This is a genomic window from Stenotrophomonas sp. Steno-Z4, from assembly GCF_056393145.1.
The window spans coordinates 970,810-990,714 of record NZ_JBWJPC010000001.1 but is presented as its reverse complement, the minus strand read 5'-3'; the positions used below and the strand labels follow the sequence as shown (position 1 = coordinate 990,714).

Genomic DNA, 19,905 nt, shown 5'->3' with positions numbered 1-19,905 from the left:
AGTGGCAAGACGGGCCTCGGGTCCACTACACTTCCGGGCTACGGGGGCCTATAGCTCAACGGTTAGAGCAGAGGACTCATAATCCTTTGGTTCCAGGTTCGAATCCTGGTGGGCCCACCACATCCGATCTCTGATAGGGATGTTTGTGGGCGAAGGCATAAGTTGGCCGTTTTGGCCAAACACAGGTCTGGTTCACTCGGAAGTGGGTTACAGGGGGCCATGCCTAGAGTCGGGGGTAACGGGCAAGACCCTGACTGGTCCAATCCTGATCACTATTCTCCCTTCTACCCGCATTGGCCGGTGCCAGGATGAAACTAGTAATGCCCGTGGTGTTGCTTATAGCTGTTGCATTAGCACTGGCTGGCTGTGAAGGCGAGCGAGGCGTCCCCGACGATAATGAGATCGTGAGTCCAAGCGATGCGCACATGATTCCGGAAAAGGAGCGTGCATTGGTGGAGGCGGCCGCGAAGAAGGGCGATCTCGAATCCGTGAGGCGATTGATCGCGCACTATGAGGCGCTCTCGGGGAGCGACGAAATTGCCGAGAAGTGGAAGGCAACCGCTCGCGAGCTTGGTGATTCGAACGAGCTGTACTTCTACGCATCAAGTACTGTCTTGGCGGCAAGGCGGGAGAGCGATGCAGCGAAGCGACATGCAATGCTGCTTGATGCCTTGGAGGCGGCCAGGCGATCCGATGCAAGTAAAGCCAATGCAGCTGCACAGCAGCTCATTCGTGAGGTAAGGCGGCAAATGGAGGTCGAGCGGTAGGTCCGCAATTGTCCGGCCGCGGCATGCGGAGTCTGGTGGTCAAAGGGGTGGTCGCGAGGCCTGACACATAGGAGTGAGCTGTGATGGAAGCACAGGTGGAGCGCGGTGTTGGCGCTGTCCAGGCGCAATCCGAGAGGAAGGCGGGGCGATGATGCGTGCGCCATCGAGATGGAGTTGGCTGCTCTTGACTGCGTGGATAGTGCTGCCGGCAATGCTCTGGTGGTGCGCGACGCTGCTGGATAACCTGCACTTGTTCATACTCCACCAAGCGTACTATCTGCCGCTTGGGACTTGGATGGGTGAGCCCTTCTTCACGCCTGACTCCGAAGTAATGTTCTTCGTAATGCCTGCAGGTCGGTTATTGACGGCTCTCGTTTACGCGGGCATCGCGTGGGTGTGGATGGTGGCCTGGCGACGCTGGCGAAGGCGTCGCCGTTAACGGCCAAGGGGGCACGGGTCTAGTAGGATTCGCCGGGCGATGCTCCATACGCGCCGGCGCGATGCGTGGCGCCAGACTTATCGTACGCCTCCAGGGTGCCCGCACTCCCGAGCCTCCCATCCAAGCATCGCCAGCCCTACCGTCTTCGGAATGGGTCGCTCACCGCTGCGGTAGGACGCCAGCATGCGGCGGCTGATGCCAAGCGCGTCGGCGGCGGTGTCAAGCGCCAGGCCATGGTTGTGCATCCAGGTAGCGACCTGCTGATGTGAGTAGCCACCTGCCTGCTCAATTGCCATTGCACGCAGGTTGTCGCTGGCCAGAGTCAGATCATCGTCACCGGCGAAGAATACGCCGCGGTTCCACTCATCAGGCGACACAACGCGGAACTTATGCCTCCAGGCTGCGGAAAATGTATGCTTCCACGAACAGCCTCCCCTGCATACGTGTATCGCGTGGAGAGTTGTGGCAAGCCCCATGTCGCGAAAGGCCGGCGACGCCAGTGCACGCTTCACATTTCGTGGGGGCCGCTGATACCCCGCGCACAGATTGATGTCCGCCGCGTTGACGCGCGGCACTCTCAAGAATCAGGATGGCATCGTCACCGCAACATCGGTGGCCGGGATTTGCAGCCCGAAAAGCAAGGCGCATCAGCGCCCAGCCCGTTGCAGGGCGCTGGATCTCAACTCAACTGAGGAATCCCGCCATGTCATCCGAAAATCTCACCGCGCCCACGCGCACATCCGTCGACTTCACCCACTACTTCGGCCAGATCGCCGATACCCTGGAGTGGGGGAGCTCGACTTGGCTTACGTTCGAAGAGCATCTGACTGCCAACGACACGCCGTTCGAGTCGCTTACGCTCAGCGATGTCATTGGTGCCATTCACTCTACCCGCAGCGCACACCCTCACGCACCGGGTACCTTGGTCAACCGGTTGATCGGCGTGGACGATGTATCCAGGACGGATCTTTTCCGGGTCATCCGCGAGCTGCTGCGCATCTACGATCTGCGCATCGTCGAACTGCTGGCACTCATCGACATCCTGGAGCACTGCCCGGGAACTGTGGAAGACCTGACCATCAGGAACCTGCTGGCGTTGATCTCCGTTGTGGATGTCTACAACTCGCCGCTTACGCCTGCGGCTGTTACGGAGGCCACCAAGGCGGCTGCGGCGGTGCACTAGGGCCTTGCAGGTGTCCGTGACTGCCCAGCTGGGGCGCGGATGATGGAAATGCGGCCTGCGCATGTTGTCGCGGGCTATGTGGTGAGTCGCCGGACCAACGGTCCGGCGCTACCGGTGGTGCTGCTACAGAACGTTCACAACTCCGGTTCCACACTGCCTGAGCCAATAGGGCAGTTCTGGAGATGGCTCATGCGTCGCATCAATGTTGCCGTGCTCGCTGCTGTCATCGCGGTCGCCGGAGCAGTGGGGTGTTCCCAGCAGAACCAGGAGGCACGCGAGAATGGTGTTCCTGTTGGCATGGCCAACCCGGCGTCCGAGTACTGCGTGAAGCGCGGTGGCAAGGTCATGATCGAGAAGGACCGGGATGGCAACGAGCGGGGCATCTGCCACTTGCCGGACGGCAAACGGATCGATGAGTGGGAGCTGTTCCGGCGGGACTCTCCGAAGAAGCCGAGCTAGAGTCCCGCGCCGTCGAGCGGAAGGGCAGCTGGCTTTAGCCGGACCAACGGTCCGGCGCTACCCGTGTCTCACAACCGATGGTTGTGAGCGGCCTACTTGTTGTTCTTCCCGACTTCTTTGGCCGCACGATCAATCGTATCGGCCACCACCTTCGGCTGGGTCATGATTACGGCATGGCTCGCAGGCACTTTGGTGATCTGCGCGTTGATGCGTTCGGCCATGTGGATCAGCATGGCTTGGTCAAAGGCCTTGTCCTCGGTGGCGATCACGGCCCAGCTGGGCTTGGTGCGCCACGCGGCATGCGTGAGCTTCGTGCCAAACGCCGCCATGTTGATCGGCACCTGCGAATCACGCAGGAATGCCGCGTCCGCATCGTTGGTGTCATGCGCAAAGCCTGCCTTGAACTTGTCGGGCTTGATGAAGCCAAACCCGTCGCTACCGGTTTCGATCACGAACTCGGGCGTGGGCGCAAAACCGGTGTACAGCTGCGCCGTGGTCTCGCCCGCATCCGGCGCCAGCGCTGAGACGTAGACCAGCCCGGCAACCTTGTCGTGCACACCCGCTTCGGTAATCACGGTGCCGCCCCACGAATGCCCGACCAGGATGGCCGGCCCGTCCTGACGATCCAGCACGCGCTGGGTGGCCTTCACGTCGTCAGCGAGCGAGGTCAGCGGGTTCTGCACGATCGACACGTGGTAGCCACGCGCGGTCAGGTCGTCGTACACCCCACGCCAGCCGCTGCCATCGGCGAAGGCGCCATGCACCAGCACGACGTTGTGCACCGGTTGGTCGCGAACGGCGTCGCTGGCCTGGGCGGGGGAGACGGCGGCCGCCAGGGCGACCGCGAACACTGCAGGGATGAGCTTGAACATGGACGACTCCTCGGGACGGTGGGATTGCGGGAGCGGCGTTGGCCGGCAGGGGTACTTTGCCGGCCACGAGCGAACGATCGGTCGCATAAAGTCCTGATAACTTGATCCGGCGTCCAAATCGTCCCGGACCTGCGTCCCTCACACCGTAGGCACTGTCCCGCCGTCGATGGTGTACTCCGTGCCCGAAATCGAAGCCGCGCGTGGCGAGACCAGGAACGCGATGAGGTCGGCCACCTCGCCCGGCTGCGCCGGTCGCCCCAGCGGAATGCCGCCCAGGCCGTCCATGACCCGTTTCCTGCCGCCTTCGTAATCGGTCTGTGCTTCGGCCGCGATACGTTCGACGAAGGCGACGGAGGCTTCGGTTTCAATCCAGCCCGGCGCGACCCGCACCACCCGCACGCCCTTCGGCGTGACTTCCTTGGACAGTGCCTTGCTGTAGGTGGACAAGGCGGCCTTCGCGGCGGCATAGGCGGTGGTCGCCTCGGGCAGCGGCAGGGTGCGCTGGATCGAGGTGACGTGCAGGATCACGCCGGATCCCTGCGCGATCATCGTCGGCAGCAGTGCGCGATCCAGCCGCACGGCAGGCATCAGATTAAGATCCAGCGCGTTGGCCCATTCGGCATCGTCCAGCGCGGCGAACCCGCCGGCAGGTGCCGATGATCCGCCCACCACGTTGATCAGCATGTCGATGCCGCCGAGGTGATGCAGCGTTGCCTCGCCGGCCTTGCGCGCGCCTTCGGCGCTGGCGAGATCTGCTTCCATGTAATGCACACCCTTGATGGGCGCGTGCGGCAAGGTACGCGCTGTTGCCACCACGCGTGCGCCCAGCCCCGCCAGCAGCTCGACCACCGCCGCGCCCAGCCCGCGCGTGCCGCCGGTCACCAGCACGCGCTTCCCGGTCAGTTGCAGATCGAAGTTCATGCCGCGATCTCCAGCCGGGCGATCTTTCCGCGCTCCAGGGTGAAGGCGTAGCGCAGGTCCAGCGGGCTGCCGGGGAAATTGCCGGCCACGGTGCTGGTGACCAGGTAGCTGCGGCCATGCTGCTCCAGCGCGTGCGGCGTGGCGGTGTAGCTGTAGCGGGCGGAGGCATCGGTTTTCCACGCCTCGATGGCCGCAGGCCCGGCATGGGTATGGCCCTCGTCCAGCACCACTCCATCGCGGGTGAAGCAGCGGGCCACGGCCGCGGCGCCCTGGCTGTCGGCATGGAAGTAGGCGGCTATCGGCTCGGGCAGGTTCAGGTCTTTCATGGCAGTGCTCCAGTGGGTTCGGGGTGGAGCAAGCGTGAGCCGATCTGGAGGGTAAGAGAATCGCCTATGATCGGATCAGACCATGTAGGGAACAGTGCACAATGCGCGGCGCTGAATTCGCGGAACTGAAGGCCTTCGTGGCGGTGGTGGATCGCACCAGCTTTGCCCGGGCGGCCGATCACCTGGGCCTGTCCCGGTCTGCCCTGAGCCAGGTCATCCGCCAGCTGGAATCCCGCCTGGGCGTTCGCCTGTTGAACCGGACCACCCGCAGCGTGTCGCCCACCGAAGCCGGGCGCCGGCTGCATGAGCGCATAGCGCCGATGCTGCGCGACATGGACCAGGCGGTGGCCGAAGCGGTCGGTGCCAACGCGCGTGCGGCGGGCACGCTGCGCATCAACACGCTGAGCATGGCGGCGAAGAAGGTGATCGCCCCGCGCCTGGGCCGGTTCGCGCAGGCGCATCCGGAGGTGGTGCTGGACATCGTGATCGACGATGGCTTGGCCGATATCGCCGGTGAGGGCTTCGACGCCGGAATCCGGGTCGGTGGGCGCCTGCAGAAGGACATGGTGGCGGTGCGGCTGACGCCGGACATCGAATTGCTGGCGGTGGCGTCGCCCGACTACCTCGCCAGGTCTGGTGAGCCCAGGACACCGGATGACCTCGGTAACCACGCCTGCATCAACTGGCGTTTCCCGGGCAGCGGAAAAGTGGCGGGATGGGAATTCATCAAGCGGGGCAGGCGCGCCGAGTACGTCGGCGAGGGCCCGCTGATCTCCAACCACCAGGACATCGTGGTGCCCGCTGCCCTGCAGGGGCTGGGTATCCTGTACGCCTACAATGACGACGGCATCGCCGAGGCCCTGCGCGATGGACGGTTGCGGCGCGTGCTGGCCGACTGGTCGCCCACGGTGCCGGGCCTGTATCTTTACTATTCCAGCAGGCGCTACCTGCGTCCTGCGCTGCGCGCCTTCATCGATTGCCTGCTCGACCGCGACCTTGGCGGTGACGATCATGCCTCGCCTTCCCAGCCCCTTGGAGTTCCATGAGCGCCAGCATCAGCGCGTTGTCGCGCATGGCCACCCTTCTCGTCGCCGTGCCGCTGCTCCTGGGAGCGTGCGGAAGGACCAGTCGCGAGACCGTGTTGTCCGCCGAACCGCTGAAGGTCGTGGCGGTGACGCAGAGCACGCTGGACATCAATGTCAGCGAATACCGGAAGTACACCCGCTATGACCTGTACGTGGATGGCGAGAAGCTGTCCGACGCTGGATTCGCAGCGTTGCTGCAGGACCCGGACGCACTGAAGGATACGGTCGTGCACAGCGACGTGGTGGTGCTGGATGCATCCTCCATCCTGCTGGCATCGCACAACGACACCGGCGCCCGCTGCTGGGCGACGCGGCTCTCCGCCAGTGGCGGTGAGGTGCATCTTCAGAAGATCATGAAAAGCAGCATCGACTGCGCGCCCGACCCGGCGCCGCCGGGATGGTCAGCGCTTTACGATGAGGGCAGTAACCTGCTGCTGGTCCGCCACGCGCCCTTCCATGTCTACCCGATCGCAGGCTACTGGTACGTGCTGCTGATCCAGGGCGACGTTGTCGCCGTGTACCAGAAGGACCGAGAGCAGGAGCGCCTGGTCGTAAGGCTGGTACGCATTTCTTCCCAGCAGACGCTGGCCGAGCAGATATTGCCGATGGACACCTATGCCGAACCCGACCTGGTGAATGCGTCACCGCAACTACGGCAGCAGTGGCTGATGGATAACTTCGCCGTGGCTACGGCGCCTGCCGCGTCGCTGCAGCTGCGCGCGGACAACCGCCTCGAAACCATATCGCCGGAGACATGGGCCGGGTACAAAGAGATCGATCGCCTCAGCCGCGAGGAAGACGCACGCGACCAAGCCGCTGCCGCAGCCCGCGAACGTGCGTTTTACGAGGAAGTGCTGAAGGAAGAAGCGGCAAGGCAGAAGCCCGCAGTGAACACAACGCCCGGATTGCCGACTCAGCGTTGAGCCTGCTGCATGCCAGGCAGCACAATCTGGTTTGCCGCACGGCGATGCTCAATCATGCGGATCAGTAGGTGATTCGGATCTGTGCCATGTCGTCCATGGTATCGCCCTGATTTCTGTCGGGTGACTCCGGGACGAGCGCGCCAGCATCGCCATAAGCTATTACCGTCCGTGTGCGCAGGAAAGATGAAGGCGCCGGATATGTATCCGGCGCCTTGCGCAACACGGCGGGCAATGGCCGAACGCGACGTTACTTCTGCTGCAGGAATGCCAGCAGGTCCTGGTTGACCTTGTCCTTGTGGGTCTCGGTCAGGCCATGCGGTGCACCCGGATACACGATCAGTTTCGCGCCCGGGATCAGCTTGGCCGACATGCGGCCGGCGAGATCGATCGGAACGATCTGGTCGTCATCGCCGTGGATGACCAAGGTGGGAACGTTGAACTTCTTGAGGTCCTGACGGAAGTCAGTGGCCGAAAACGCGGCGACCGAGTCATAGGTGTTCTTCAGGCCGCCCTGCATACCTTGTGCCCACCACGCATCAATCAGTGCCTGGTTCGGCTTGGCACCGGGGCGATTGAAGCCGTAGAACGGGCCACTGGGAATGTCCTTGAAGAGCTGCGAGCGATTCTCCAGCTGTGCCTTGCGCAGGCCGTCAAACACCTCGATCGGTACACCACCGGGGTTGTCGGTGGTCTTGAGCATGAACGGCGGTACCGAACTGATCAGCACGGCCTTCTTGACCCGACCGGTGCCATGGCGGCCGATGTAGCGCGCCACTTCACCACCACCGGTGGAGAAGCCGACCAGGGTCACGTCCTTCAGGTCGAGGGTGTTGATTACCGTGGCCAGATCGTCTGCGTAATGGTCCATGTCGTTGCCATCCCACGGCTGGCTGGAGCGCCCATGACCGCGGCGATCATGGGCGACCACGCGGTAGCCGTGGTTGGCCAGGAACATCATCTGCGATTCCCAGCTGTCCGAATCCAAGGGCCAGCCGTGGCTGAAGGTGACCACCGGACCGTCCTTCGGGCCCCAGTCCTTGTAGTACAGCTGCACGCCGTCGGCGGTGGTGATGTAGCTGGCCGTGCGCGCCTCGTCGGCGACAACGCTCGGGCGCGCCGGCTCGGCAGCCGAAGCGGTGGCAGTTACATGGATGGCGAGAGCGAGAGCGGTGGCAGCCAGCGTGCGGGTGATCGTCTTCATGGGGTGTCCTGCAAAAAGGTGGATGGATGCGACAGGGGTTACTTTGGACCCCTTGAATGGACGCAGGATGGCTTAAAGTCCCGAAAATTTGATTTGGGGTCCACCTGTCTGCCGGGCTCAGAAGTCCCAGAACACCGGCACCCAGCGGAAGACGTCGCCATCGGCCGAGACGCGGCCGACCGACGGGAACGGCAGGTGGGTGGCCACCAGCATCTCGCCGGTACCGGCCAGCTCGTTGAGCAGGGTGATGCGCACCTGCGCGGCGCCTTCTGGATCGTGTTCGAACCCGTTGTGCCAGTTCGGCTGCTCGAAGCCCACTGCGAAGATGGCGTCACCAGCAAAGGTCAGGGCCTCGCCATTCGAGTTCAGGCGCACCACGCTGTGGCCGGGCGTGTGGCCGCCGGTGCGGTGCGCGGTGACGCCCGGCGCAATCTCGTGGACCTCGTCAAAGGTGCGCACGTAGCTGCCGTACTCGGCCAGGAAGTGGGTAGCGGTGGCGCGCAGTGCATCCGGGAAGCCTGGCGGCATGTTGGTGCGGGTGAAGTCGGGCGCCTTCCAGAAGTCCACTTCGGCGGCGGCCACGTGGATGCGCAGCTCCGGGTGCAGCTGTTCCTTTACGCCATCCACCAGCAGGCCACCGATGTGGTCCATGTGCAGGTGGGTGATCACCACGTCGGTGATCTCGTTAAGGTTGATACCTGAAGCGCCCAGGCGGCGGATCAGCTGGCCGGCGCGCGGCAGGTTCAGGTCGGGGTCCATGCCCAGGCCGGCGTCGATCAGGATGTTGCGGTCCCCGCTGCGCACCACCATCACGTTCAACGCCCAGTCCAGCGCATCCGGCGGCAGGTACATCTCTTTGAACCACGGCGCGCGCTCGGCGGCGGAGACGTTGTGGCCGAGCATCTGGGTGGGCAACGGCAGCACGCCATCGCTGACCACCAGCACGTCGATATCGCCCACCTTGAGCGCGTACCGTGAGGGAACCAGTTCGTCGAGCGCGGGCGGGGGCGGGGCTACGGTGTTTTCCAGGGTGAACATGAGGAAATCTCCTTGGCGGGATCCACGGCAGGGGCGCCGTGCGGGATCAGCCTAGGGAAGGGCGCGCGCGGCCAGTAGATCCGCGCAGGGGCTCACACTGTTGCCGATCAGGCAGCAATGCCGGCGCGTTACCGGTGACGGCGAACCCACATGCGGGTGTCTAGACTGGGCCCATGCCGAATCCCACACCTGTCCGCCTGGCCGATATCAACATCGAGTCCTACATCTTCTTCGGTGCAGGCGCGGCGGTCGCGTGGCAGCTTGCCGACCCCGGCGTGGGGCGCGGCGTGGCCCGCCACAGCCAGACATTGAGACGGCCGTTCTCAAGGCTGCGGGCCACCATGAGCTACATCTACGCGGTGTCGCTGGGTACGGACGAGGACCGGACCAGCATTGCCCGCCATGTCAATCGCGCGCATGTGCCCGTGCAGGGCGAGGGCTACAGCGCATTTGATCGCGACCTGCAGTTGTGGGTCGCGGCAACGCTCTACCGCGGCGGGCTGGAGATGTACGAACTGTTCGTTGGCCCGGTTCCTGAAAGCAGCCGCGAACCGTTGTATCAAGAGGCGTGGGCCTTCGGTCGCACGCTGCAGGTGGCAGACGAGCAGTGGCCGCCCACGGCCGATGCCTTCGAAGCATGGTGGGAGAGCCGTCAGCTGGAGCTGCGCGTGGACGAGGAAGTGCGCGCCTATCTGCATGCCGTGCTGGAAAACGGAGCCCCGTGGTACCTGCGCCCGGCGCTGCCGCTGCAGGCATTCGTCACGCGCGCATTGCTGCCACCGCATGTCAGGCAGATGTTCGCCCTGCCGTGGACCGTAACAGACGAGAGGCGCTGGGCGCGCTTCCGGCGCTGGGCGCCGCGTATGTACTGGCTGCAGCCACGTTGGTTGCGACACCTTCCGGCGCATTACTTCCTGGGCAAGTTAAGCCGGGAAAGACCTGTGTGACTGCTCCCGAATGAGCTGACGCCAGCAGCCGCCGCCAGATTGACCCCAAGAGGTCATTGTAGTAACATACCTACAATGTTGGCAGGAGGTGCGTCGTGGCGATTACTACCCTATCAAGTCGAGAGCTGAATCAGGATGTCACCAAGGCCAAGAAGGCCAGCAAGAACGGGCCGGTCTTCATCACTGATCGGGGCAGGACTGCGCATGTACTGCTGAGCTTTGAGGATTACCAGCGCCTGGCCAGACAGCGTCGCAAGATCGCCGATGCCTTGGCGATGCCTGGCGTTGAAGATATTGACTTCGCTCCGCCCCGGGTCAGCTTGGCCATCAAGGCGGCTGAATTTGAATGATGTACGTCCTTGATACCAATGTCGTGTCGGAGCTTCGAAAAATCCGCTCCGGCAAGGCGGACGCGAACGTCATGGCATGGGCGGACAGCGTTGATGCGTCCGAGTTGTTTGTTTCTGCCATCACGATCATGGAACTGGAGCTGGGCGTCCTTTCGATTGAACGCCGGGATGCCACCCAGGGCGGCATCCTCCGCGCGTGGCTCGAGCACCATGTGCTCCCGGAGTTCGCGGGGCGTACCCTACCCGTCGACATTGCTGTCGCCCAGCGATGCGCCCGTTTGCATGTGCCTGATAGGAAGGGCGAGCGGGATGCGCTCATTTCCGCCACGGCGCTGGTGCACGGCATGGCGGTGGTAACCCGCAACGTAGCGGACTTTGAATCGACCGGAGTTGCCGTCATCAACCCGTGGGAACCACTGGCGTAAAACGACATCTGGCGTGCCGGCCCAACTGCGCTAGCCCAGATGAGCGATTCATGGAAGCTAGACGTGTTCCGAGAAAGCTCTACTACGCCTTCGCCGTGTGTGGCGAGAAACCCCGAATGCAGTGGTTGGCAACGGGTTATGGCTGTATGAAGCAGAGAGGATGCGTTGCGGACGCGGGTTCGATTCCCGCCAGCTCCACCACCTGTGCACCCGCGCCGGTGCCCAGCTGAAGGGGCTGCACTGGTTTCGACGTGGCGAGCAGTCAATGTGGACAGCCCGAGAGGCGACCGACGTAATCGGCGCAAAAACTGTAATCGCCAATGCTGATTACTACGATCAGAACGAACAGGACACCCTGCTCGCAGCCTGATTCACGCAAGCGCACGTGATTACCGAACGCGCAACCACCCCGCCGGCAACGGCGGGGTGGCTTCATGCGTCAATTGGCATCAGAACTTCCAGCCCACCCGCGCGTAGTAGAAGCCGCCGTTGAAGCCGTACGGTGAATGCACCGGGTACTCCGCACCCGCCACGCCGGACCACGGGTTCTTGGCCGGGGTGCGGTCGAACAGGTTCTGCGCGCCCAAGCTGAAGTAGAGGCCCGAATCGAACTTCCAGCCCACTTCGGCATCCACGATCAATGCACTGCCGCCGTAGATCGGCAGGCCGCCATCGGCCGCCGAAATCACGCCGCTGTCCAGGTGATCCTCATACCAGGAGCTGTAGTAGTTGAAGCGCAGGTTGGCGTTGAAGATCTGGCGCTGGTGATGAATGCTGAAGTAGCCCTTGGTCTTGGGCAGCGACTTCTCCAGCTTGTATACGCGCGCTTCGTCGATGAAGTCCGGGTCGAAGCGATCGACCTCGGTCCGGTTCCAGTTGGCGGCCAGCGAGTACGTGGTGTCGCCCCCGAAGTGCGTGCTCTTGAAGCTGGTGACCAGGTCGACACCGGTGGTGGTGGTATCAAACGCATTGCCGAAGTAAGTCACCTGCGAAATCGAGGCCGCTTCCGGGTTGCCGCCGGCCACCAGCGCCGCACGTTCTTCCGGGGTGACCGCGAAGCTGGTGCTCAGCGCGATGCGGTCTTCGACCTTGATCTGGTAACCGTCCAGGGTGATCAGCCAATCGCCTTCGGTCCACACCGCACCCAGCGAAACGTTCTTGGATTCTTCCGGGGTCAGCGGCTGGGCGCCCTTGAGCTGGGCGATGGGATTGGTTGGCGGCAGGGTGGCGATGTCTTCCAGTGCGGTGCCGCCGAACACGGTGCTGATCTGGCTGATGTTCGCCTGGCCGGGGGTCGGGGCACGGAAGCCGGTGTTGTAGGCGCCGCGCAGCGCGAAGTGCTCGTTGAAGTCAAAGCGCGCGGTGACCTTGCCGTTGGTGGTGCTGCCGAACGAATCGAAATCTTCAAAGCGCAGCGCGCCGGCCAGCAGCAAGCGCTCGGTGACCTGCGCTTCCAGGTCTGCATACGCGGCCCAGTTGCGGCGGTCGAAGGTGCCGGCGGTACGCGTGCTGAACCCGTTGAAACCGTTGGAGCCCAGCGCGAAGCCCTGTTCGGTCAGCGGACCGATCGCGGTGGACGGACCATCGCCGAGGCTGATCTCGAAGCTCTCTTCGCGCCACTCGGCACCCATGGCCAGCCGCAGCGGCTGGCTGGTGAAGCTGGTGGCGATATCGCGGCTCACGTCGATGTTGGCGCTCTTCTCGGTCTGCGTGTTGCCGCCGGGGCGGAAGTACAGGCCGGCCGGCTGGTCCGGGCCGAGCGAGGCGTTGACGGTGTTGTAGATGATGAACTCGATATCGTTGCGGCCCCACGACCCGCTCACGTCCCAGTACCACTCGCCCCAGTTGCCCTTGGCGCCGGCGTACACGGAGCTGTCTTCGAGCTTGCCGCCGAAGCGCGGGGTAAAGCCGCCCGGCAGGCTGGACAGGAAGGTGTAGCAGTTGGCCGGCAGCGCGGCGACCGCACCGCTCACCGTGCTGTACGGCAGCAGGTTGCCACCGCCGTCGCGCAGCGCGATGGTCGGGCAGGCGCCTGCACCGGTGAGGTTGCCGACCAGAAGCGTGTCGCCGCCGTCGTTGGAGTACACGCCCGAGCGTGCAGTGGGGTCGCGGAAGTAGAAGCCGCCATCCACGTCGCGCTTGGCGTAGTTGCCGAACAGGTAGAAGTCCACGCTGTCGGTACTCAGGCCCAGGTTGGCGACCAGCTTGAGGTCGTCGTCGACCTTCGGCGAGCCCCAGATCTGCGCCGGCTCGCCCACGCCCGGGTAGCCAGCGGCAATCGCTGCGGCCGCGTCATCGCGCTGCACGCTGCGCGAGGTGTCGTCGACCTTGCGCCACTCGGCGGTCAGCGTGGCAAAGCCGCGCTCGGTGAGCGGCAGGCCGATCTGCGCCGAGTACTGGGTGGTGAGTCCGTCGCCCTTGTAGTACTGGCCGGTGAACACTTCGGCCGTGCCGCCTTCGCGCAGTTTCTTCAGCCCGAAGTTGATCACGCCGGCAATGGCATCCGAACCGTATTGGGCGGCGGCGCCGTCGCGCAGCACGTCCACCTGTTCGAGGGCCAGCGAGGGAAACACGGAAAGGTCCGGGCCCTGTGCGCCATCGGACAGGCCGTGGCCCAGGAAGGTGATGACCGCCGCGCGGTGGAAGCGCTTGCCGTTGACCAGCAGCAGGGTGTTGTCCGGCGGCAGGCCACGCAGGTTGGCCGGGCGGATCAGGCTGGCCGCGTCATCGATGGGAATGGTGCTGACGTTGAACGAGGGGACCAGTACTTTGAGCTGGTCGAGCGCATCGGTGGCGCCCTGGTTGCGGAACTCTTCGCCGCTGATGATGTCGATGGGTACCGCGGACGAGGAAACGGTGCGGGGCTTGGTGCGGCTGCCCAGTACTGAAACCGTATCGAGGGTCGCGGTTTCCGGGTTGGTCGAAGCATTGTCGCTGTTCTGTGCCACCGCGGCGGAACTGGTGAGCAGCAGTGCGGCAGCGAGTGCCGCCTTTACTGAAGATGCCAATGGCGAAATTGCTTTCGGAGCGTGAACACACTTGCCAATGCGGTCGTTCATGCATGCACCCTGCAGTCTGGTTGTGGTTGGGTCGTTCTCGTTACGTGCTCATCCGGTGGTTCTCCTTGCGTTCCAGCGGACCTGGTGCGCTGCACAAATACTTAACAGAACGTAAACAATACTGCAACGTATCTTTCGGTTTGACCTCATTCGTTCAAGAGACGTGAGGCCAAAGGGGCCCGCATCCGCCCCCGTTGAATGCGGAAAAGCGGAGAAAAGTGTGATTTGGATCTCATCTGAAGTGAGATCGGTGCCGCGAATCTGGACAGATCTGGCCTGTCAGCCCGCTGGAATCAGGGCGCTTCCAGCGATGCCTGCAACGCGGCCGCGAGGGCCGCATCGCCGCTGACCAGGTCCACCCAGCGCAGATCCAGCCCCTTGCGGTGGCCTTTGCGCACCAGCTTGAGACCCTCGGGGTCGAGGGTCAGGGTGTAGGACTCATCGCCGATCTGGATTTCGCGGCGCAGGGGTTTGTCGAGCGGCGTCATGGGAACGGTCTCGTGTCATTCGTCCTGCAGCGATCCGCGGATCGAGCGCGCCAGGTCGCTGCGGGTGAACGGTTTGCCCAGGATGGCGATGTTGCGACCCACCGCGCCGCTGGCGTCGATGTCGCGCGGGTAGCCGGAGGTGAACAGCACCCGCAGCGCCGGCTTGTGCGCCAGCGCGCGTTTGGCCAGTTCCCAACCGGACATGCCGGGCATCACGATGTCCGAGAACAACAGGTCCACGTCCACGTCGGTGCGCTCGAGCAGGCGCATGGCCGAGGCGCCGTCGTGTGCTTCAAGCACGCGATAACCCAGCTGCCGCAGCGTGTCCACGGTATACGCGCGCACGTCGTCGTTGTCCTCGGCGACCAGCACCGTGGCCTCCTCCTGCATCTCGTAACCGCCCAGGCCCCGGTGCTCGGTCTGGCCGGCCTGCGGCAGCTCGGCTGCCGAACGCGGGAACAGCAGGGTGATCGACGTGCCGGCACCGGGCGCGGAATCCACCAGCACGTGGCCGCCGGACTGCTTGACGAAGCCGTACACCATGGACAGGCCCAGGCCAGTGCCGCGCCCAACTTCCTTGGTGGTGAAGAATGGTTCGAACACGCGGGTCAGCGTCTCGGCGGACATGCCGTGGCCGGTGTCCTTGACCCGCAGCATTGCGTAATGGCCCGGCGGAACGTCGGGGTTCTGCGCGGTGAAGTCATTGTCCAGGTGGGCGTTGTCCACTTCGATCACCAGGCGGCCGCCTTCCGGCATGGCATCGCGGGCGTTGACCGCCAGGTTGAGCACGGATGCCTCCAGCTGGCTGGGGTCCACTTCCACGCACCAGATGTCCGGGTGGTGCACGATTTCCAGCTGCACCAGCTCGCCCAGCGAACGGTGCAGCATGTCTTCCATGTCGCGCAGTTGTGCATTGAGGTCGACCGGCAGGCTGCGCAGGGGTTGCCGGCGCGAGAACGCAAGCAGCCGCTGGGTGACATTGGCCGCGCGCATCACGCCCTTCAGGGCGTTGTCCAGCGCGCGCGTGGAGCCGTCCGCCACATCGCCCAGACGTTCGGTGAGCAGCTTGGCATACTCCACGTTGCCAGCGATCACGGTCAGGATGTTGTTGAAGTCATGCGCGATGCCGCCGGTGAGCTGGCCCACGGCTTCGATCTTCTGGCTCTGCCGCAGTGCTTCCTCGGCCTGGCGGCGCGCGGTGGTTTCCACCGCCTCGGAAACCACGGCGGTGATCGTGCCCTGGTGGTCGAGCAATGGGCGGAACGAGAACTCGAAGGTGCGTTTGCCGGTGGGAAGCAGCAGGTCCAGCTCATGCCGCGAAGCATTGCCCGCGGCCGCCTCCAGCACGGCCTGGCAGACGATGGCCGGCACGCCTTCGGTACTGGCGAACCAGGCCGATTCACAGTACAGCGCGCCGCGGACATCCTCCTTGGTGGCCAGGATCGCGGCCAGCGAGGCGGAGTTGGTGTCGATGATGTGCCCATCGAGGGTCAGCAGGTTCTGGTGCTGGAAGCTGGATTCGAACAGCGCCTGCAGGCGGCTCTCGCTGCGGTGCAGGGCAGAGGTGCGTTCGCTGACCTGGCGTTCCAGCGATTCATTGCTGGCTGTCAGCAGCGCCTGGACCTGCTTGAGCTCCCCGATATCGCGCGCCATGGCGTAGTAGCCCAGCACCGCACCTTCGGGGCCCAGTTCGGGCACGAAGTCCACCTGCGCATGGCGCGGGGGGCCGACGCGGCGATGGGCCAGGGTCTCGAAGCTGACCCGCTCGCCCCGCAGCACCTTGTCCAGGTGTTCCTGCAGGGCGGCGAATCCCTCCTCACCCACCATCTCGCGGGCATGCCTGCCCACCATGGCTTCAGGGTCCAGGCCATGCCATTCCATATAGGCCTGGTTGGCAAAGCGGTAATGATGGTCGCGGTCGAGGTAGGCGATCAGGGCAGGCAATGAATCGGTGATCAGGCGCAGGCGCTGATGGCTTTCGCGCAGCTCGTTTTCGACCTGCAGCAGCCGGCGCCGCTCCTGGGCTTCGTTGATCGCGCGCAGGATCGCGTCGGGCAGGCGTTGCAGCCGCGACTTGACCACGTAATCGCGGGCGCCGCGCTTCAATGCTTCAACGGCCAGTTCTTCGCTGAGGGTGCCGGAGACGAAGATGAAGGGCACCTCCGGTGCCAGCGCGCCGGCAAGCTCCAGCGCCAGGTCGCCGCTGAAGCCGGGCAGCACATGGTCGGCCAGGATCACATCGAAGTCGTGTGCCGCCAGCGCATCACGCATGCCCTGGTCGGACCAGGTGCGCTCAACGGTGAACGGCAGGCCGGCGCGGCGCAGCTGGAGCGTGATCAATTCCGCATCCAGCGCGCTGTCCTCCACCATCAGGATGCGGATCGGTGTCGCGGGCACATCCTCAGCCATCTTTGCGGCTCTTGGCGCCGAAGAGCGTGCCGTGCGGCGGCGGCTGGTTGGTGATGCCCCAGAACATGCCCAGACCCTGGATCGCTTCGAGGAACTCCTTGAAGTTCACCGGCTTGACCACGAAGGCGTTCACGCCCAGCTCGTAGCTGCGGATCAGATCCTGCTCTTCGCGCGAAGAGGTCAGCATCACCACCGGGGTGGTGCTGATCGCCGCGTCGGTGCGGATTTCCTTCAGCACTTCCAGTCCGTTGAGTTTGGGCAGTTTCAGGTCCAGCAGCACCACCACCGGGCCGCCATGCAGCGCGCCTTCGTAGGGGCCTTCGCTGCGCAGGTACTGCAGCGCTTCCACACCGTCCCGCACATGGGTGACTTCGTTCATCAGCTGGCAGCGCTCAAGGGCAGCCAGCGTCAGCTCCGCATCTTTCATGTTGTCTTCCACGAGCAGAATCGGCCGCAGGTCTCTCATACTTTGTCTCCAGTAACAAAGGGAATGGTAAAGAAGAATTTGGCGCCCACTCCCAACTGGCCTTCGGCCCACGTTCTGCCGCCGTGGCGGGTGATGATGCGGTTTACGTTGGCCAGGCCGATGCCGGTGCCTTCGTACTCGTCGGAATGATGCAGGCGCTGGAACACGCCGAACAGCTTGTCCACGTAGCGCATGTCGAAACCGCAGCCATTGTCTTGGACGAAGAACACGTGTTCGGTGTCGGTGCGGTAATGGCCCACTTCGATGGCGGGGTGGGCGGTGTCGCGGGTGAACTTGATCGCATTGGACAGCAGGTTCTGCCAGACCAGCCGCAGCATGCCGGGGTCGGCCTGGACGCGCGGCAGGTTTGGCACCACCCAGGTGATGGATCGGCCTGCGTACTCCATGTCCAGTTTGTGTCGTACATCCTGTACCAGCGCCGTCATGTCCATCGAGATCTGACCCATCGTGGACCTGCCCATCTGCGAGAAACTGAGCAGGTCGTCCACCAGTGTTCCGGCAGATTGTGCGGACTCGACGATGGTATCGAGGTATCTCTTTTCTGAATCGTTTAATCTCTCGCCCGCTGCGGCCCAGAGCAGTTCCGAGTAACCCACGATGTGGCGGAACGGTGCGCGCAGGTCATGGCTGACCGAATAGGAGAACGCTTCAAGTTCCTTGTTGCTGCGCAGCAGCTGCTCGTTGAGCGCGGCCATTTCTTCGGCCTTGCGCAGCACGATGTCGACGATGGCGGTGCGCAGTTCCATCGCCGCATCGCGGTCCACCTCATTCCAGGGCAACGACTGCCTGCGTACGGTTTCCTTCCAGCCTTCGAACGACGTGCGCGGCGAAAGTGGCAGGCCGGTATCCTCCTTGCGCGGATCGCCGCCCCAGCGCACGGTGCGCACCACCTCCGGCCGGAACCACAGCACGAAGCTGTCGTGGATCTGCGAAATGGAGATGGCGAGCACGCCGCTGGCCACGTCCGCGAACGCATCGGCGGCGTCCCATTCCAGCGGCAGGCGGTCGGTGCAGATCAGGTCGCCTTCGTGCTGCTGGACGGTCAGCCACTGCACCAGCTGCATCACCTGCTCCTGGCGTGGGCAGTCACCATGCAGGATGCATTGGCCGCGGTGCACGATCGCGGCGCCAGCGGACTGTGTCAGCGCCAGCAGGTTCTGCTGGTCCCGGCCCAGTGCCGCCATGAAATCCTGGTCGCCGGCCATGCGTCCGAGCAGGCGCACCTGGATGGCGCGCCGCGCGATGCGCTCTTCCACCACCGCAGCCCGCTCCTTCAACGAAATCTGCAGGGACAGGATCTGCCCGATGAACTCGCAGGCGGTGCGCACGTGGTACGGCACCCGCTTGGGCGCTTCGTTGTGGCACGAAATCAATCCCCACAGTTCGCCTTCGCGGAGCAGCGAGACCGACATGGAGGCGCCGGTGCCCATGTTGCGCATGTACTGCAGGTGCACCGGCGAGACACTGCGCAGCATGGCCGGGCTCAGGTCGGTCGGCGGCGCGGCGGCGGTGTCGGCCGTGCGGACCAGCGGCACCGGTTGGTAATCGCTGTCGGCGATCAGCCGTACCCGGTTCTGCCGGTACAGCTCACGGGCCTGGGCGGGGATGTCCGACTCGGGAAAGCGCAGGTCAAGGTAGCTCGGCAGCACGCCATTGCCGTCCTCGGCCACCACCGCGCCATTCCACTCCTTGTCGAACTGGTAGACCAGGGTGCGGTCGAAGCCCGTGAGCTGGCGGATCTGCACCGCAGCCAGCTCGCACAGTTCGCGGGTGCCGGGTACCCGCTCGATCTCGCCCATGAACGCGCGGATGGCCGGATACAGGTCTTCCAGCGAACCGGGTTCGCCCGGCACGGGCGCTTCCAGCTCCACGATCAGATCGTCGGCGAGCCGGTGGGCCAGGGTGTGATGTCCCCCATGGCCGCCAACCGGATGCGCGCCAAGGAACTGTGTCGCGCCGGTTGCAAGTGATTCCAGGGCCGGGCGGCAGCTCGCCAGGGCACCGCCGAGCAGCGTGTCGATGCTTTGACCCAATGGGTCGCCCAGCGTCTCGATCACATCCGCGCGTGCCACGGCGCGTTCTTTCACGGTCAGCGTGCTGGGGTCGAGGACGAGGATCAAACCGTAGGGTTGGATGGCGCCTGGAGTACGTATCGGTTCTCTGGCACAGCTGTTGAGATCCAAGGCGTTTTGTTTCAAATTCCAGGACGACATTCGTTCAATCCCCCCAAGGGGTGCGTGCTAACGCCCATAGCTTCGCATATCCCTGTTTTCATCTCCGTGATGAGGCAGGGGCTGATGGGCTACGGCTTGGGCGGGCGTTCGTAGTCGTCGGGGGTGGCCGTGTGCTCCTGCTCGGGCATGTCCTTGTCCTTCCACCGGGCATCGTCGTTGCGCAGCTTGTCCGGCGTGTGCGCCTTCTGCTGGTCGTCCTTGCCTTCCAGCGGGTTGGAAGATGACGCGTTCATGAGCCGTGCTCCGATAGGCGGGGGGTGTACGCGCAAGCTTGAAGCCGTGCAGGTGAGCG

The 19,905-nt window shown here is 64.1% G+C and carries 20 protein-coding genes and 1 tRNA gene; 9 read left to right on the top strand and 12 right to left on the bottom strand.

Annotated elements, in window-relative coordinates:
* Positions 1-44: 44 nt before the first annotated feature.
* Both AC06E7_RS04430 and AC06E7_RS04425 read left to right on the top strand, forming a co-directional pair.
* Positions 45-120: transfer RNA gene (locus tag AC06E7_RS04430), tRNA-Ile, on the top strand.
* Positions 121-320: 200 nt separating this feature from the next.
* On the top strand, positions 321-767 hold the full coding sequence (locus AC06E7_RS04425) for a hypothetical protein (protein ID WP_478063199.1): 447 nt from the start codon (positions 321-323) through the stop codon (positions 765-767).
* A 516-nt stretch (positions 768-1,283) separates the two neighbouring features.
* Here AC06E7_RS04425 and AC06E7_RS04420 read toward each other — a convergent pair.
* Positions 1,284-1,583 (bottom strand): hypothetical protein, encoded by a 300-nt coding sequence (locus AC06E7_RS04420; RefSeq protein WP_478063198.1) that lies wholly within the window; start codon positions 1,581-1,583, stop codon positions 1,284-1,286.
* 326 nt (positions 1,584-1,909) lie between these two features.
* Here AC06E7_RS04420 and AC06E7_RS04415 point away from each other — a divergent pair, with 326 nt between their 5' ends.
* Positions 1,910-2,389 (top strand): hypothetical protein, encoded by a 480-nt coding sequence (locus AC06E7_RS04415; RefSeq protein ID WP_478063196.1) that lies wholly within the window; start codon positions 1,910-1,912, stop codon positions 2,387-2,389.
* A 189-nt stretch (positions 2,390-2,578) separates the two neighbouring features.
* Positions 2,579-2,848: a putative hemolysin gene (locus AC06E7_RS04410; protein WP_478063195.1), complete on the top strand. Its 270-nt coding sequence runs from the start codon at positions 2,579-2,581 to the stop codon at positions 2,846-2,848.
* A 92-nt stretch (positions 2,849-2,940) separates the two neighbouring features.
* Here the strand turns inward: AC06E7_RS04410 and AC06E7_RS04405 are convergent, their stop codons facing one another.
* The 3 genes from AC06E7_RS04405 to AC06E7_RS04395 all read right to left on the bottom strand — a co-directional run bounded on the left by AC06E7_RS04405 (position 2,941) and on the right by AC06E7_RS04395 (position 4,967).
* The gene (locus AC06E7_RS04405; RefSeq protein ID WP_478063193.1) at positions 2,941-3,720 is read right to left on the bottom strand and encodes an alpha/beta fold hydrolase; all 780 of its coding nucleotides are present in this window, start codon (positions 3,718-3,720) and stop codon (positions 2,941-2,943) included.
* 138 nt (positions 3,721-3,858) lie between these two features.
* The gene (locus AC06E7_RS04400; RefSeq protein WP_478063191.1) at positions 3,859-4,641 is read right to left on the bottom strand and encodes an SDR family oxidoreductase; all 783 of its coding nucleotides are present in this window, start codon (positions 4,639-4,641) and stop codon (positions 3,859-3,861) included.
* Positions 4,638-4,967, bottom strand: coding sequence for a nuclear transport factor 2 family protein (locus AC06E7_RS04395; protein WP_478063190.1), 330 nt, complete (start codon positions 4,965-4,967; stop codon positions 4,638-4,640). Before AC06E7_RS04395 ends, AC06E7_RS04400 begins: the two co-directional genes overlap by 4 nt.
* A 101-nt stretch (positions 4,968-5,068) precedes the next feature.
* Here AC06E7_RS04395 and AC06E7_RS04390 point away from each other — a divergent pair, with 101 nt between their 5' ends.
* Together AC06E7_RS04390 and AC06E7_RS04385 are read left to right on the top strand one after the other, a co-directional pair.
* Positions 5,069-6,013, top strand: coding sequence for a LysR family transcriptional regulator (locus tag AC06E7_RS04390; protein WP_478063188.1), 945 nt, complete (start codon positions 5,069-5,071; stop codon positions 6,011-6,013).
* Positions 6,010-6,975, top strand: coding sequence for a hypothetical protein (locus AC06E7_RS04385; protein ID WP_478063186.1), 966 nt, complete (start codon positions 6,010-6,012; stop codon positions 6,973-6,975). The genes AC06E7_RS04390 and AC06E7_RS04385 overlap by 4 nt, the downstream gene beginning before the upstream one ends.
* 247 nt (positions 6,976-7,222) lie before the next feature.
* On the opposite strand, the gene AC06E7_RS04380 is transcribed toward AC06E7_RS04385, so the two are convergent.
* Complete coding sequence (locus tag AC06E7_RS04380) at positions 7,223-8,176, bottom strand: alpha/beta fold hydrolase (protein WP_217535640.1); 954 nt, start codon at positions 8,174-8,176, stop codon at positions 7,223-7,225.
* Between the two features lie 117 nt (positions 8,177-8,293).
* Positions 8,294-9,214, bottom strand: coding sequence for an MBL fold metallo-hydrolase (locus AC06E7_RS04375; RefSeq protein WP_093534704.1), 921 nt, complete (start codon positions 9,212-9,214; stop codon positions 8,294-8,296).
* Positions 9,215-9,387: 173 nt separating this feature from the next.
* On the opposite strand from AC06E7_RS04375, the gene AC06E7_RS04370 reads away from it, so the two are divergent.
* The 3 genes from AC06E7_RS04370 to AC06E7_RS04360 all read left to right on the top strand — a co-directional run bounded on the left by AC06E7_RS04370 (position 9,388) and on the right by AC06E7_RS04360 (position 10,936).
* Entirely contained in the window at positions 9,388-10,161 is a 774-nt protein-coding gene (locus AC06E7_RS04370) for an oxygenase MpaB family protein (protein WP_478063184.1), read from the top strand.
* A gap of 95 nt (positions 10,162-10,256) precedes the next feature.
* Entirely contained in the window at positions 10,257-10,511 is a 255-nt protein-coding gene (locus AC06E7_RS04365; protein WP_478063183.1) for a type II toxin-antitoxin system Phd/YefM family antitoxin, read from the top strand.
* Entirely contained in the window at positions 10,511-10,936 is a 426-nt protein-coding gene (locus AC06E7_RS04360) for a PIN domain-containing protein (RefSeq protein WP_478063181.1), read from the top strand. The genes AC06E7_RS04365 and AC06E7_RS04360 overlap by 1 nt, the downstream gene beginning before the upstream one ends.
* A gap of 449 nt (positions 10,937-11,385) precedes the next feature.
* On the opposite strand, the gene AC06E7_RS04355 is transcribed toward AC06E7_RS04360, so the two are convergent.
* The 6 genes from AC06E7_RS04355 to AC06E7_RS04330 form a co-directional block, all read right to left on the bottom strand.
* Positions 11,386-13,944, bottom strand: a complete 2,559-nt coding sequence (locus tag AC06E7_RS04355; RefSeq protein ID WP_478063179.1) for a TonB-dependent receptor plug domain-containing protein — start codon at positions 13,942-13,944, stop codon at positions 11,386-11,388.
* A 344-nt stretch (positions 13,945-14,288) separates the two neighbouring features.
* The gene (locus AC06E7_RS04350) at positions 14,289-14,483 is read right to left on the bottom strand and encodes a hypothetical protein (RefSeq protein ID WP_068854137.1); all 195 of its coding nucleotides are present in this window, start codon (positions 14,481-14,483) and stop codon (positions 14,289-14,291) included.
* Between the two features lie 15 nt (positions 14,484-14,498).
* Positions 14,499-16,892 (bottom strand): hybrid sensor histidine kinase/response regulator, encoded by a 2,394-nt coding sequence (locus AC06E7_RS04345; protein WP_478063177.1) that lies wholly within the window; start codon positions 16,890-16,892, stop codon positions 14,499-14,501.
* Positions 16,885-17,358: a response regulator gene (locus AC06E7_RS04340; RefSeq protein ID WP_093534696.1), complete on the bottom strand. Its 474-nt coding sequence runs from the start codon at positions 17,356-17,358 to the stop codon at positions 16,885-16,887. Before AC06E7_RS04340 ends, AC06E7_RS04345 begins: the two co-directional genes overlap by 8 nt.
* A complete protein-coding gene (locus AC06E7_RS04335; RefSeq protein WP_336442621.1) occupies positions 17,355-19,592 on the bottom strand; it encodes an ATP-binding protein in 2,238 nt (745 codons plus the stop codon). Before AC06E7_RS04335 ends, AC06E7_RS04340 begins: the two co-directional genes overlap by 4 nt.
* Positions 19,593-19,681: 89 nt before the next feature.
* Entirely contained in the window at positions 19,682-19,846 is a 165-nt protein-coding gene (locus AC06E7_RS04330) for a hypothetical protein (RefSeq protein ID WP_176472594.1), read from the bottom strand.
* Between the last annotated feature and the right edge of the window lie 59 nt (positions 19,847-19,905).